General features: G+C 38.4%; 14 protein-coding genes. 1 reads left to right on the top strand and 13 read right to left on the bottom strand.

What is annotated here, in order from left to right:
- Positions 1–18: 18 nt before the first annotated feature.
- Positions 19–1,530 (bottom strand): glycoside hydrolase family 32 protein, encoded by a 1,512-nt coding sequence (locus T541_RS0100075; protein ID WP_026650788.1) that lies wholly within the window; start codon positions 1,528–1,530, stop codon positions 19–21.
- Between the two features lie 269 nt (positions 1,531–1,799).
- Here T541_RS0100075 and T541_RS0100070 point away from each other — a divergent pair, with 269 nt between their 5' ends.
- Positions 1,800–2,852: a LacI family DNA-binding transcriptional regulator gene (locus T541_RS0100070; RefSeq protein ID WP_026650787.1), complete on the top strand. Its 1,053-nt coding sequence runs from the start codon at positions 1,800–1,802 to the stop codon at positions 2,850–2,852.
- A gap of 130 nt (positions 2,853–2,982) precedes the next feature.
- Here T541_RS0100070 and T541_RS0100065 read toward each other — a convergent pair whose 3' ends face one another.
- From T541_RS0100065 to T541_RS21755, 12 genes are all read right to left on the bottom strand, one after another.
- The gene (locus T541_RS0100065; RefSeq protein WP_026650786.1) at positions 2,983–4,020 is read right to left on the bottom strand and encodes a hypothetical protein; all 1,038 of its coding nucleotides are present in this window, start codon (positions 4,018–4,020) and stop codon (positions 2,983–2,985) included.
- A 361-nt stretch (positions 4,021–4,381) separates the two neighbouring features.
- Positions 4,382–4,912, bottom strand: a complete 531-nt coding sequence (locus tag T541_RS0100060) for a hypothetical protein (protein WP_026650785.1) — start codon at positions 4,910–4,912, stop codon at positions 4,382–4,384.
- Between the two features lie 282 nt (positions 4,913–5,194).
- The gene (locus tag T541_RS21555; RefSeq protein ID WP_197025092.1) at positions 5,195–5,731 is read right to left on the bottom strand and encodes a DUF6465 family protein; all 537 of its coding nucleotides are present in this window, start codon (positions 5,729–5,731) and stop codon (positions 5,195–5,197) included.
- A 174-nt stretch (positions 5,732–5,905) separates the two neighbouring features.
- Positions 5,906–6,562, bottom strand: a complete 657-nt coding sequence (locus T541_RS0100050) for a phosphatase PAP2 family protein (RefSeq protein WP_026650784.1) — start codon at positions 6,560–6,562, stop codon at positions 5,906–5,908.
- Between the two features lie 75 nt (positions 6,563–6,637).
- On the bottom strand, positions 6,638–7,825 hold the full coding sequence (locus T541_RS0100045; protein WP_026650783.1) for a pyridoxal phosphate-dependent aminotransferase: 1,188 nt from the start codon (positions 7,823–7,825) through the stop codon (positions 6,638–6,640).
- A gap of 151 nt (positions 7,826–7,976) precedes the next feature.
- Complete coding sequence (locus tag T541_RS18285) at positions 7,977–8,945, bottom strand: PoNe immunity protein domain-containing protein (RefSeq protein ID WP_051537999.1); 969 nt, start codon at positions 8,943–8,945, stop codon at positions 7,977–7,979.
- 80 nt (positions 8,946–9,025) lie between these two features.
- A complete protein-coding gene (locus T541_RS0100035) occupies positions 9,026–9,346 on the bottom strand; it encodes a DUF6572 domain-containing protein (protein WP_026650782.1) in 321 nt (106 codons plus the stop codon).
- Positions 9,347–9,363: 17 nt separating this feature from the next.
- Positions 9,364–9,867, bottom strand: a complete 504-nt coding sequence (locus T541_RS0100030) for a hypothetical protein (RefSeq protein ID WP_026650781.1) — start codon at positions 9,865–9,867, stop codon at positions 9,364–9,366.
- Positions 9,868–9,930: 63 nt separating this feature from the next.
- On the bottom strand, positions 9,931–10,584 hold the full coding sequence (locus T541_RS0100025; protein WP_026650780.1) for a hypothetical protein: 654 nt from the start codon (positions 10,582–10,584) through the stop codon (positions 9,931–9,933).
- A 22-nt stretch (positions 10,585–10,606) separates the two neighbouring features.
- Positions 10,607–10,750, bottom strand: coding sequence for a hypothetical protein (locus tag T541_RS0100020; protein WP_155839433.1), 144 nt, complete (start codon positions 10,748–10,750; stop codon positions 10,607–10,609).
- A gap of 345 nt (positions 10,751–11,095) precedes the next feature.
- Positions 11,096–12,307: a PoNe immunity protein domain-containing protein gene (locus T541_RS0100015; RefSeq protein WP_026650778.1), complete on the bottom strand. Its 1,212-nt coding sequence runs from the start codon at positions 12,305–12,307 to the stop codon at positions 11,096–11,098.
- Between the two features lie 16 nt (positions 12,308–12,323).
- Complete coding sequence (locus T541_RS21755; RefSeq protein WP_155839432.1) at positions 12,324–14,198, bottom strand: hypothetical protein; 1,875 nt, start codon at positions 14,196–14,198, stop codon at positions 12,324–12,326.
- Between the last annotated feature and the right edge of the window lie 334 nt (positions 14,199–14,532).

Genomic DNA, 14,532 nt, shown 5'->3' with positions numbered 1-14,532 from the left:
AAGTCCTCCCAATAGACATTACTTAAATACCTTTAACTCCTCAAAAGACACTTTTGAATTAATACTAAAGACTCCCCAGTCAGAACCCTGTGACATATACATTCTCGTGGTAAATGCTATCTCATCGTTCACATACATGCTCACAACCCCATCTGAAACAATCATTGAAACCTTAAGTTCATCCACCTTTGAAAAATCGTAATCCACATAGGACTGAGCAGTTCTTTCCATGATATTACTGCCGTTATAGAACTCTATCCTGTTGTTTGATGCATTGAAGATAATGTTCAGACTGCCGACGCTCTCTTCGTTGGTATTAAAGCAAAAACCGAACATTCCCTCCTTATCAAAACCTCTTATTGTCGTCTTAATAAGATAGCTTCCCATCAGCTCCTTGAAGCCCGCCATCTCATATTTATCTTCTGCAAAAGAGATATTTCCATCCTTATATGTCGCTGACTCCGACATCTTAAGCGGCGCCACCGCAAGCTCATTACTCATAGCTTCTTCAAGCTTTGGATTAAGCACCGGATAAAGAGATCCATCTTCTCCCTGCTTTAAGAGGTGGGTTACCATATTGCCGCCCCAGTCATAATCCTCTGAATCAGTGTGATTTTTCTTGGTTCCATTCCAGCCAACAACATAGAGATTCTCTCCATCAGTTTCCATTCTTCCAGCGTAGAAGCCGTTGCAATCAAAGATATCCTGCGCCGGAATTGTGAACGGTCCTTCCATCGTATTAGCCATTCTGTAATGAACAAGTCTGTGCGGCCACTGATCAGAAAATGAAAGATACCATTTTCCTTTGTATTCAAGGAGTGTTGGACACTCCAAATTCGAATCAGTTCCCATATCATTCTGGAAAAATACGCCTGTATCCTCCCAGCTTGTTAAATCTGTAGATTTATATCTTGCTATAATGCCCATATTGTCTTTTCTTGTGGCAATAAGCATGTAGTAACACTTGTCCTGGTCATAATAAAAAACATATGGATCTCTGAAGTCATTTGGTGCATAGTCTTCACCAGCGTATAAGGTATCTTCTGGAATCTTTTCCCAGTTCTCCATATCATCACTGACCGCATGCATAACAGCCTCTTTAGGCTCAAACATGTCGTTATGACCTGTATAAAAAGCATGGTATCTGCCATCATTTCCTTTGATCACGCTGCCTGTACCAAGTGCTATATCCTGATCTTCAACATTATCTGCGTAGTTAAGAACAACGCCCTTGTCATCATAGGTCACGAAATCGCTTGTCTTTATTAGTCCCCATGGATGATATCCCTGCTTACCATTTCTTTGATCAGCAAGATAAAAAACGTTGTATGTGCCATTGTCATAAAATGGCATCGTATCTCCTATAAGACCCTCCACAGAAACCGGAAATACTGAGTGATCTTCAAAACTCTCTCCCAAATATTTCTCCTCAACAACACTTTCATCCCTGATATCTTCTGAATTCTGGGAACACCCTATACTTGCTATTGCAATGATTCCCGTTAAAAGAATCGCTTTAACCCTTTGCATATTTCCTCCCTTGGTGCTTTTGCACTAATAATTGACATATTTATAATAGCATTATGGTTCATTTGTATCAATTATAAAGTGCATTTGTCACAGAATTTCGTGCTTTTCTACTTTTTTAGGTATTATTTTTTGTCTATTTTGCACACTTGTAAATCAATTAATGTTGCATTTGACACATTGCAATACCTAAGATAAGATGATATATGGATTGTTCAATGGCTAGAGCCATTTTCGCAATTCATATTCTTAGTAATAATATTGGGGATAATATGGGAAAAAGAGTAACCTTACAAGAAATAGCAGACGCTCTTGGAATGAGCAGAAATACTGTTTCAAGAGCACTTAACAATTCTGGTGCTGTATCAGCAGAAACCAGAAATAAGATTTGCCAGATGGCTACTGCCCTTGGCTACAAACAGTTTAGTTCAATAGAAAGAGCAGATGCTATCATTTCATCTGCTCCTGTCAAAAATGGAAAGACTGAGATTGCGCTTCTTACTCACTCTTTTCCTGGTTCTTCACATTCAGGAAATAAGCTTCTTTCTGCATTCCAGAATAAAATTGATTCCTTAGGCTATAGACTTTCTATCAATATAATCAAGGATAATGACATAGATAATCTATGCCTTCCAACCAATATCGATTTAAACACCCTTGCGGGAATACTGTGTATCGAGATGTTCTCAGAAGAGTACAGCACTTTTCTGTGCAAACTTGGCATTCCAATTCTATTTGTAGATACGCCTCTTCTCCACAGATGTAACCTTTCTGCGGACACTCTTTTCATGGAAAACGCATCAAGTGTCTACAGACTTATCAACACCTTTATATCATCAGGTAAAAAGAAAATATCCTTTGTCGGTGACCGTTTTCACTGCCAGTCCTTCTACGAAAGGTGGCAGGCATATGTATCAGCAATGGCTGATAACAGCTTAAACATTGATACAAGTCTTTGCATACTTGATGATGATTCAAATCCATACTATGACACAAGCTGGCTCTCAGAGAAGATCAAGTCTCTAAAGGAAATGCCAGAGGTATTCTTCTGCGCCAACGACTTCCTTGCAACTTCAACAATTAAGGCGCTGCGCTCACTTGGTAAAAATGTGCCCAAAGATGTGATGGTCTGCGGATTCGACAATGCGCCTGAAGCCACCATCATTGAGCCAAATCTCACTACTGTCAAGATTCACAGTAGTTCCATGGGGTATACTGCGGCAGACATTCTCCTATCGCGAATTGCCAATCCGCACACTCCATACAAGAAGACCTACATCGAAACAGACATTATTTACCGCGAGTCCACTGAAACTGCAGGGTGATTTAAGACATTATATGATGTTTTAGTATGGGTATCTTAATACTCAATTGGCTTTCTTTGTCTATAAGAGTAATTACATAATCTAGATTTTAAATCCACCGAATTCGGTATGTTTAAATACTTGCTATCCTTTAGTTAGGGTAACCTACTTCTTTAGCACGAAGGGCAAGGGTCGTTTCGACCTCTTCGGAAGTCAGGGTCTTGTAGCCTGCTGATTCGAAGCGTTCCATAATAGTAGAGATATCTTCGGAGTTCTCTTCACGTGGAATTACTTTCCAGTTATCTTCTAGATCAAAGCTATAGAAGGAGAAGAAGTAATCACGAGTTTTGTAATCCTGCTCGTAGTAGTATTCAAGGACTGCTATGTTATCTTTTTCAAGATTGTCTACTGGAATTGAGATTTTGGTATCGCCCTGATAGATGTCATAGGAATCATCCACTATACCATAGGTTTCGGTATATCCATAGTAGAAGACATATTCTCCGTCTGCATTTATGAATGCATAGTCATAAGAATGAATATTTGCAGCACTGAACTGAGTCGCTTCAATTGTTCCATCAGTGTTTATATCCACACTATGTTTATCAGAGCTTCCCTCGTCGTAACAGATGACAAGCTCACCATTAATTTCTTTTATTACCATATTAAGGTGATACATTGCGCTAAGTCCTATTTCAACAGCTAGCTCCTCTGCTCCGTCCTGACCGCAATCTATAACTGTAAATGTCAGATCGGGATCTGTCCCGTACTCACCAGCATTTTCAAGTGCATCGCATATTTCCTGCAAAGTATAAGACTCACCTACGGTAAGTACCTCTGCAAGTTCCTGGTACAGATCGGCTTTGCCTGCATATTTAACCTTGGCTTTGCCATCCACAAAGTCCGCGTAAAGTCCCTTAATCTCTACGCTTTCATTAGAACTATCCTCTGAAGCTTCTGCATCTTCTGAGCTTCCAGCCTCCGCATCGCTGGAAGATGATTCAATACTCTCTGACTTTTCAGTCTTCTCAGTACTTGCAGAATCACTACCTTCATATCCATCCCCATCATTCTCAGTACTTATCGCCCCACTCGGTGTCGTGTCATCATTCATCTCCTCACCACAGGCAGTCAGTGCTGTCATTATCATTGATGTAGCTAACATCATTCCTACAATTTTCTTTTTCATATCTTCCTCCTATTACTTAATATGCACACCTTTAAAAGCTATTTGTAATTCGCATCCAGCTACTTGGCGGCTATAATTCATCCTCTCATAGCTCTTTTTACATCCCTTTTCCACCTTATTGATGATTTAGGATGCGTGAATTAACGCAATACAACAATTATTTCTTCTTTGTGATGATCAACGCATCCTTTATTCCACAACTCTTAAAATTTGGATGTGTAAATTCACGCAATATAATACATTTGCATTCTTATAACCAAAACCATGCATCCCAAAACTAGTAATCACAAAAATCAGGATGTAATCATGGTCATATCTCTAATCAATCCACCATCATTCCTTCGCTATTTACCCATAAACATCACAGCGCGATCGTAATTATCCTTATAACTAACCAGATATTGAACACAGCCAGTGCAATCATCGGCAAACTAAAGACTACAGCAAAGATCTTCATCCAGGTCTTGTAGTTCTTGAGCTCAGTCAGCATGATAAAAAAGATAATGATGTAAGCCGCCAGATAAGCTATTGCCTGAGAGGTCATATGGACTCCCTGATAGGTGCTGACATAATATTTGGGTGCTGTAGAATACAACGCCTCTATCACACTTGCCACCACCATAGTAATTTGAGCAGTTAAAAGAGCTATCCCATACTTAAAGGCTGTATGTGCCGCATCGACTGTCGCTTTCTGAACAAACAAAGAGACAATGGCAAATCCCATAAGAACGAAGCTTATGATTTCTGCATGCCCGGCATCAACTCGCATCATATCGCAGATGTCGGGATAAGCCCTGCTCGTTAAATAAGGGATAAAGAAAAACACTCCCTCAAACAAAGCTCCCGCCAAAATATATATTAGTACATCAACTACTCTGACTTCCTTTTCCATTCTCAATTCCTTTTCACGTTATGCTTCTTAGATAAATTAGTACTTCCAGACTATCCTCATAATGTATACAAATAACATCCACAAAAAGTTGCAATCAAAGAGTTACTATGCAACTCTTTGCGCGCTGGTGCGTGGAAGCTTTAGCTTGCATATACTTCTTCGCACCAGTCGCATCCATAGCGGAGCGTTTTTAATTAGAAAATGACAGAGTTATTTTCTAATTAAAAAACGGATATGACCATGATGATCATATCCGTCAGAATTCTCTTATTTCATTTAAAATTATAAGCCGTACTGATTGTGCTCCTTGTCGTTAACAACGAAGTATACAGTATTCTCTTCAGGCTTTACATAAAGGTTAAGCTTCTTGATATCAGAAACCTTCTTGCCCATATCATACTGCCATACGTTCTCAGCGTTCTCAACAAGTGTATCGTATGTAACGTTCTTGTCTGCATACTGAAGTACGATGTTAGCCTTAAGTGCTGCTGGAGCCGCCTTCTTAGCAGGTGCCTTCTTTGCAGCTGGCTTCTTAGCAGTTGTAGCCTTCTTTGTAGCAGGCTTCTTAGCTGCTGGCTTTGTCTCAGTCTTCTTTGGCTCTGCCTTCTTAGCAGGTGCTTTCTTTGCTGCAGGCTTCTTAGCTGCTGCCTTCTTAGCAGGTGCTTTCTTTGCAGGTGCCTTCTTAGCTTCTGCCTTAACTTCTGTCTTGGCAGCTGCCACAACCTTTGTCTCTTCTTTCTTTGCTTCTGTAGCTACTACGCCAGTCTTGATTGTTGCAACAGGCTTTACAGTAGCCTCTGTTTTCTTAATCTCGGCCATTCTTCTCCTCCTCAAGAAAATCAAAAATAGATTTCATTGTAGCTCGTTAAAACAATAAAGTGATTACGAAATAGAGTTTACTCTCATTAATGCACGTTGTCAACGCATTTGCGAGATAAAAGGCACTAAAAAATCAACAAATATGCGGCACTTTATAAACGCTTTCAAAAAAGGTTAGTGTTCATCGTAGTTCGCAAGATAGTAGAAGTTGCTTATCACTATAGCAAACAGCGCGCCGGCAAGGATGTCTGAAATCCAGTGCACGCCTGCGAATGCTCTGAGTACCACTGTCAAAAGAACTATCACTGGAACCACTATAGCGACAATTTTTCTCAGTGTAGTTTTCTCAGGGAACACTTTATCAATAGCAAACTTTGCAGTAGTCAGGATTGTAGCGATCACAAGTACATGTGATGATGGGAATGAAGTTTCAAGCTCTTCCTCTCCTGGCACAAGAACTGGTCTGTAGGAAATAGCAACCTTATCAAAAAGAACATACAAAACAATGACCACAAGATAAACAACACCAAGTCCAATGATGGCGTTATCTACCTTGAAAAGGCTCTTTCTTTTTACAAGCTGAACAAGTCCAACCACAGCAAACGCAAGGGCTGTAAGAATTGCGATCAGCATGAACACATCAGTGATCTTATCTAAAGTCGCATTATATGGCACCAATGATGCAAAGGCAGCATTGATGTGTGAAAAGCCAACCTCTGTTCCATTTGGTCCGATGGCCTCCACATCAAAGAAGCAGATAGCCAGAGAATATAACACTAATAGTCCAAGACTAAGTAGCGCATTATTTAGTAATTTCTTGTTATACTTCATTTCTCTCCTCCACGATTTTAAACTGCACTTCTGTTCTTTATTTTACCCCACAAAGAACAGAAGTGCATTCAATCTTTACTTATATTCTTTATTCACAAACTCGCGAAGTCTCTCCATAGCTCTTTTTACCTTATCTGTATCTATACAGTAAGCCATTCTGAAGAATCCAGGTGCGCCAAAACCATCAGTTGGCACGAAGATAAGGTCATAGTCCTTAGCTTTCTTGCAGAACTCGATGGAGCTCTCCTCAAGAGCCTTAGGCATGATATAGAATGTTCCGCCAGGTCTTACCACTGTGAAGCCCAGCTCCACCAGAGTATCGTAGATGATATTCATGTTGGTCTCATAGACAGAAAGATCTGCTGTCATTCCGCAAACCTTGGCAACAGCCTGCTGGATGATTGATGGAGGACAGTTATGACCTGTGCCTCTTGAGATCTGACCGCACATAGGCACGATGAACTCAGCACCATCGCAAGCAGGATTAACTGCAACGTAACCAATTCTCTCACCAGGAAGTGAAAGGGATTTGGAGAATGAGTAGCAGCTAAGTGTATTGTCATAGAACTTGGAAACATATGGAGAATCCGCGCCCTTGAAGACGATCTCCCTGTATGGCTCATCAGATAAAAGATATATCGTATGACCGTACTCTGTGGATTTATCCTTAAGAATAGAAGCTAGGCGCTCTAATGTACTTGTAGAATAGGCAACACCTGATGGGTTGTTAGGAGTATTAACAAGAACTGCCATAACATTTGGATTAATCATTTCCAGAAACTTATCGAAGTTGATCTGAAAAGAGCTTGTATCTGCAGGCACTACAGAAAGCTTGCAGCCAGCTCCTGTAATATATGGGCCATACTCTGGGAAGTAAGGAGCAAAGGTGATGACCTCATCCCCTTCCTTAGTCACAGCACGAACAGCATGAGAAATAGCGCCAGCAGCTCCTGTTGTTGGGAATATGTGCTCTGGGCCATAGTTCATGCCAAAACGCTTATTAAGAGACTTTGCAATTTCTTCTTTATATAGTGGGTTACCAAGACTTGGAGTGTAGCCGTGAAGAGTCATTGTATCCTCTTCTCTTAAAAGTCTCTCCATCTCTTTAGTGAACTCCTTTGGGACCTCAACGCTTGGATTGCCAAGGCTAAAGTCAAAAACATTCTCATAACCTATTTCTTTTCCCCTGGCTGTAGCATACTCCGAAAGCTCACGAATCACTGACTTAGCCCCCAGCATGCTCTTATAATGCTCGTTTAACATATACTACCTCCCACTTCCAAAATCTCCGCTAATTATATCACATACTTTTACCACTTCAAAGTAGTAAAGTGTACTGCCTTATTCGGGGTAAAAGAATCACCAATATGAGTAGTTATTCCCCGTCTTCTTGCCAAATAAACACACTCTCAAATTATTCATGTACTTTTACTGATATTTCAAAAAGATCCTGAATGTTATTATCTACTGGAATCCTTGCAAAATACTGCTGATCATTATCAAGCTCAAAGGTGATTACCTTTGTCTCTCCATCCTTACTCCAATAGTTCTTCATATGATCTCTATAATCTTCAAAGTCTTCTTTCCAATCTAGCTGCAGAATATAACCTTTTTCTGTAAGTTCAAAGACAAGAAGCTTTCCAAGCATCTCTCCGCTTTTCTTTTCTTTAGCATATTCATCAAGCTCTGACCATATCTGATCCAGCTCGTATTTTTCCAAAAATGCTTCGTCGCTAAGTTTTCTATAATCGCCAACAAAGTCATTCACATGCTTATAGAAGCATGGAGGAATAATAGCTTTTGCATCGATTATGAGATCCTCTTCAGCCTCATAAGACATTTCTTTCTGATCTGCTATAGCGCCTTTTCTTTCCGCAGCCTTAATTGTTGTAGGTTTATAATGAGCAAAATCATATGGATAGAACTCTGTATCCTTTAAACTACTGTCGTCTATATCAAAAAGCTTGGCTACTGCAGCTGCCTCATATGACCAAAGGCCACAATAATCATCTTCTTTTACATATTTTACCCATCCCCAATCAGAATGACCCTTAAGCCACTTCTTTGTCATGTAATCACCAAGCATTTCTCTGACATTAGAATTTCCTGAATATGCCGCTTCGATTACATCAACCAAGTATTTGTATGGGTTCTCTTTAAAATAGTCATCCGAATGGTATTTTCTTTCTAATCCATATGCTTGTAATAATACATCTAGTAAAATATCGTTTGCCTTTTCTTCATCCATCTTCTCAACAATCTTATCAAACACATTAGGATTTTTTTGAAGAAGAATTCCATACGATACCAAATACAAAAGGTCAATATAACCAACATCTTTTATTCTAATTTCATATACATACTTGATCATTTCATCGAACAAGTGCACTTCATGAATCATCACAAAACGCTTTTTACAATAAGCCTTTAATATAAATCAACTACTTCGATAATGTTCAGACATTAAGATACATTGACTAGATTAAAGCCTAGTTTATTGCTAACAACCCAATCTTCAATCGACTTAATCCAATCTTTTTTATCATCTGACAATTGTTCTTTTACTTTTAAAACAATAACCGTTTTATTCTTATCCGCATTAGGAAAATCCGCTTCAAAGTCTTTTCCATTTGCATAAGAAATATAATTTTGAATCTTATCCAAAAGTTTAGTCTGAAACTCTGCAGAATCAAAAATATCATCTACAATAATGTATAATTCTATTCCGCCATCTTTCCTTTCGCCAATAATATCTATTGAATTAGAGTCTATATCTTGATACATTACCTTTCTCCTTGCCCTTATAAATCTATTTTTTTTATAAACTCATATGTTTTTAGGTTACCCCTATCCTTTGTTTCAGTATACAGTAATGAGACTTCAGATCTATCATTTGCAAAAATCTCACCTTCTTCAGGTAAAATATACTTTGATAAAGTCGATAATATCAATTTCTCATTTTCCTCAGTATAATCATCTTCGTAAAGAATCACGGAACAGTATTCTTCTGATCTAATGCATGAACAGTAATAATCAAATGCTGCAGATCTATAGTCTTTGGGCAATGAATAACACGATAGGCTTTGCACTTTTTCTCCAGCCTCTAGCTTCGCGATGATCTCTTTTTCTTTTCTCCCCCTAGTATAGGCTCTTCCTGAATCATAACTATCACTGTAAATACCTATATGCGTACACTTATATCCAATTTGCTGCATCATTTCAACAGCATCAAGATACCATTCACACCATTTCTCCTTACTCTTTCCATCTCCCCAAAGAGTTATCGTTATTCGTCTATTTGTCATTCGGTAAGTCTATCTCCTTTACACTAATGCTTCCTAACCTCGTGCCAGGTACCTTTAAACTCCCTATACTAAGCTTATGCAATCAATTTCCAAAAGAGCGTTTCTACAGTTCTCCCAATTATCTCCAAACCAGCCTCTTAACTTGATTTCTAGTTCTTCATCCAAAAGCCTTTCTCCTTTTTCGACTTTTTTATGATAAAGGGTATCTATCAATTGCCTCTGCTCATCTGTGCTCTCGTAGTAATCATTCCAATATCTTCTCATATCATCAAAGCCATATAAGTAAGGTATAAAAATATTATCGCTATTACTCATAAAAACTGGCTCTGATGAACATGAAATAATATCCTTATCATCTCCATAAAAAAATGAAGATACAGAAACCACATCTTCTCCATTATCATTTTCCAAAAGAAGATATGGATACACCTCTTCATAAGCCATTTTCTTAACCTTTTCACTTGCTGAATCAGTACAAGCATCAATGTCTAAGAACGGCCCATCAGCTTTTTGAATGCCGCAAGCAAAAGCATCATCAGAAAAAGCAATGACTCCTTTGACTCCACTCATATTTTGAAACAGGTAGTTGTTCCCATCCCATGCAATCTCATCGGATAACATATTATATTTTCCAATCATTACAGCGTGAACTATAGACGCATACAGACACTTACTATAGATTTCTTTTTTATTTGTGAACGTAAAAATAGTATACATTTTATCTTCCTCAATTCATCTATTATCCACCCTGATAGTCTAAAAATTCAGAAATAGCTTCTTTTGTACTATCTGGAATATCATCTCTAGTAATAGAATTTCTTAAAACATTAAGCATTTCTCCCCTATGCTCATAATTTACATCATTCAATACTCTGTTAGCCATCTTTATACAACCTACCATATGCATTTTTCCCATTAGGCAAAGATATCTCATAAATATCACCTAATCTTATATTTTTCTTCATTAGTCAAATCCTCCAAATTCTTTTTGCAGCTTCTTAAAAATGACTGGCGCCTAGCTCCAAATTAAATCATAGCAGAATTGATAAAGCAAAAAGCGCTTCATGAATCATCACAAAACGCTTTTTACAATAAGCCTTTAATATAAATCAACTACTTTGATAATGTTCAGACATTAAGATATATTGACTAGATTATCTTGAAACATTTCCATCTCCCAAAAGAGTAGTTATTCCCCGTCTTCTTGCCAAATAAACACACTCTCAAATCATTCATGTACTTTTACTGGAATCTCAAAGAGATTCTGAATGTTATTATCTACTGGAATCCTTGCAAAATACTGCTGATCATTATCAAGTTCAAAGGTGATTACCTTTGTCTCTCCATCCTTACTCCAATAGTTCTTCATATGATCTCTAAAGTCCTCAAAGTCTTCTTTCCAATCAAGTTGCAGAATATAACCTTTTTCTGTAAGTTCAAAGACAAGAAGCTTTCCAAGCATCTCTCCGCTATTCTTTTCTTTAGCATATTCATCAAGCTCTGACCATATCTGATCCAGCTCGTATTTTTCCAAAAATGCTTCGTCGCTAAGTTTTCTATAATCGCCAACAAAGTCATTCACATGCTTATAGAAGCATGGAGGAATAATAGCTTTTGCATCGATTATGAGATCCTCTTCAGCCTCATAAGACATTTCTTTCTGATCTGCTATAGCGCCTTTTCTTTCCGCAGCCTTTATTGTTGTGGGTTTATAATGAGCAAAATCATATGGATAGAACTCTGCATCCTTTAGACTACTGTCGTCTATATCAAAAAGCTTGGCTACTGCAGCTGCCTCATATGACCAAAGGCCACGGAAATCCTTACTTTTTACAGATTTTACCCATCCATAATCAGAATGTCCTTTTAGCCATTTGCTGGATACATAATTCTTCAATAAATCACTTACATTTTCTTGTCCTGAATAAGATGAACAGATAATATCTAACAAATATTTGTACGGATTTTCCTTAAAAAACTCATCCGAATGGTAATTTCTTTCTATTCCATATGCCTGAAGTAATGCGTCAATCAGAAGGTCATTTATTTCTTCTTCATCCATTTTCCTTACAATTTCATCAAATATATTTGGGGTCTTCTGCAAAAGAATACCATAGGAAATTAAATGCAAAAGATTTATGTATCCGATATCCTTGATTCTAATCTCACACAAATATTGAATCATCTCATCAAACAAGCCATCAAACTCATCCATATCCATTCCATATGAATACTGAGAATGCATAAGCTCTCTGATATATTTAATTATCATCACTTTGGTATCATAAATAATATCTTTGTTTTCCCTAGGATATCGCTGCACGCCTTCTAATTCATCTTTTGAAAGTATGCTTATTTCATTCTTTTCATCCTCAATGTTTATAGGATGATTTCTAATAATTATTTCTAATCTTTTTTTATTACACCTTATATCTCTCATTTTCTCTCCCTACACATCATGGCCATGTTACATATTTACCATCTACTTTAATTTTGTTACCTTTTGAATCAAGCTTATATGTTGTAACTGTGCCATCAGTTGAAACTTGAGTCAATACTCTATCAACCTGTCCATTCTTTAATGCTTTCAGTATTTTTGTTTCTTCTGCAGCAGCAGCTTCCTCACTATATCCTCCTTCACGTAAAGCTTTATAAATTCTACTATCTCCACTTGCATCATTTCCAGAGCCTGTAATCCATGAGTCTGACATCTGCTTTCCGTCGTTAGATTTTTGCAGACTGGATGTATTGTACTTAGCCTCATCAATAACATATTTAATATTGGAATCCTTATTTTGATTCTCGTATAAACCATCTATGCCCTGCTTTGTAGGAGCATTTATATCATCGGGAACACGCCCCATAGAATTAAGCTCATATCCTTTTTCTTTTGCTTCAGGATTATTGACCTTATTTTCATAAGCCTGATGTTCTCCATAATTACCCTTTTGCATATTACTAGCAGTATCGTGGTCAAAGTTATCAAAATCGGTATTCTTTTGAGTATTCTGATTTTGATTTGATTTTTCTGGCGCTTTAACCTTTGTTTCCTCAACGTTGCTCACATGCTGCTCATGCTCAGGAGTTGTCTTTGCCTGTTCCATTCCAACGTTTTCATTAATATCAGCATTTTGTTTTGGAACAGTAGATTTTGTGCTATCTCCCTTGGATGTTCCCTTATTTCCAACTGAGATGTCATCGCTATCAAGTGGTGCTACAGGAACTTCACTTGGTGTTCTGCTTGTACTCTGACTTGAAGTCTTTGTACTAGTACTTTCAACATGCTGCTTCTCAACATTGCCGCCAGAAGTAGTGTGACTACCTGGTGCTCCACTGCTTCCATTGTGTGAAGATGTTTCGCCACTACCTGTCGCAGGTGCATGGTTTTCATTTGCCACTTTGCTAGTGCTGCTACTTGTAGATTTTGCGTTACTACCTTCTACTTGCTGCTTTTCTATATTAACTTTATTTGTTGACTGACTCTTTGATGATCCACTACTTGTTTTGTGTGTATCATCACCATCGGCTGTAGCTACTGGTGTCTCATTTGCAGGCTTAGTGGTAGTTTTGTTTGCGCCATTACCTGATGACTTTGAATCTGTATGCTCTGTCTGATGATTATCGGCATCAGCATTGTTAGCTGCGTGATTCTTAGATGTTCCCTTGTTTTCTTTAGGTGCATCATTGCCATCAGTTGTATTTGCCGGCGCTTCGCTGGTAGATTTGTTAGCAGCTTTATTTGTATTCTTTCCTGATGATTTTGAATCAGTATTCTCAGCCTGCTGATTATCTACATCACCGGTATTTGTTTCGTGGTTTTTAGATGTTCCCTTGTTTCCTTTAGATGCTTCATCGCCATCAGTTGTAGTTGTTGGTGCTTCATTGCCAGATTTATTAGCAGCTTTATTTGTACCCTTACCTGATGACTTTGAATCAGCATTTTCTGCCTGCTGATTATCTACATCGCCGGTATTTGCAGCCTGATTATTCTTAGACTTAGTATTATTCTTGTTAGAATTTCCATTCTCATCAACATCAGCTGGCGCAGTACTATTTCCTTTAGACTTCTTGTTTGAAGTAGCTGCGCCATCTCCATCAGCATCGCCGCTTGTCTTAGTGTCTTTACTTGCAGTAGCACCAGCAGCCGCTGCGCCTTCTGTACAGAAAGTACTGAGTTTTCCAGTTGCCCATTCCATACCTACATATGTCAGGTATGAAACAGCTACACCTTTTGCTGTATCCCAGAATACCTTAACAGGATCAATTGTTCCTGTCTCCGTGTACTGATTATAGCAGGAATATGCCGCAGAAGATACTCCTGCTGTAGTCATGATAGCGTAAATCAAAATTCGGAAACAAAAGGGTGGAGTTCACCTGGAATCATTTAAGATCAGATCTGTTTCCGTAATTATACACCAAGCCTGTCCATCATCCAACATATGACCCTAAATTCCGTTGGAAAAAGCGAAAGTCCCGGTGTTTCGCTTTTGACCCTTGGTCTGCTTAATGACTACTTTATCTGTCATGGAACGCCAGCCTCTGGTTTCTTTCTTTATGCAAGCTTTTGGTCAATGAGGTCCCTGAGCCACCTCATTTTAGGCATTTCTGTGCCTAACACGTGAGTGTTCAGAATCTCGGCATAGTCCCACCCGCTCTGTCTTCTTT

Origin of the sequence: Butyrivibrio proteoclasticus P6B7 (genome assembly GCF_000622085.1) — a bacterium.
Lineage (GTDB): Bacteria > Bacillota > Clostridia > Lachnospirales > Lachnospiraceae > Butyrivibrio > Butyrivibrio proteoclasticus_A.
This window is presented reverse-complemented; position numbering and strand designations above follow the sequence as displayed.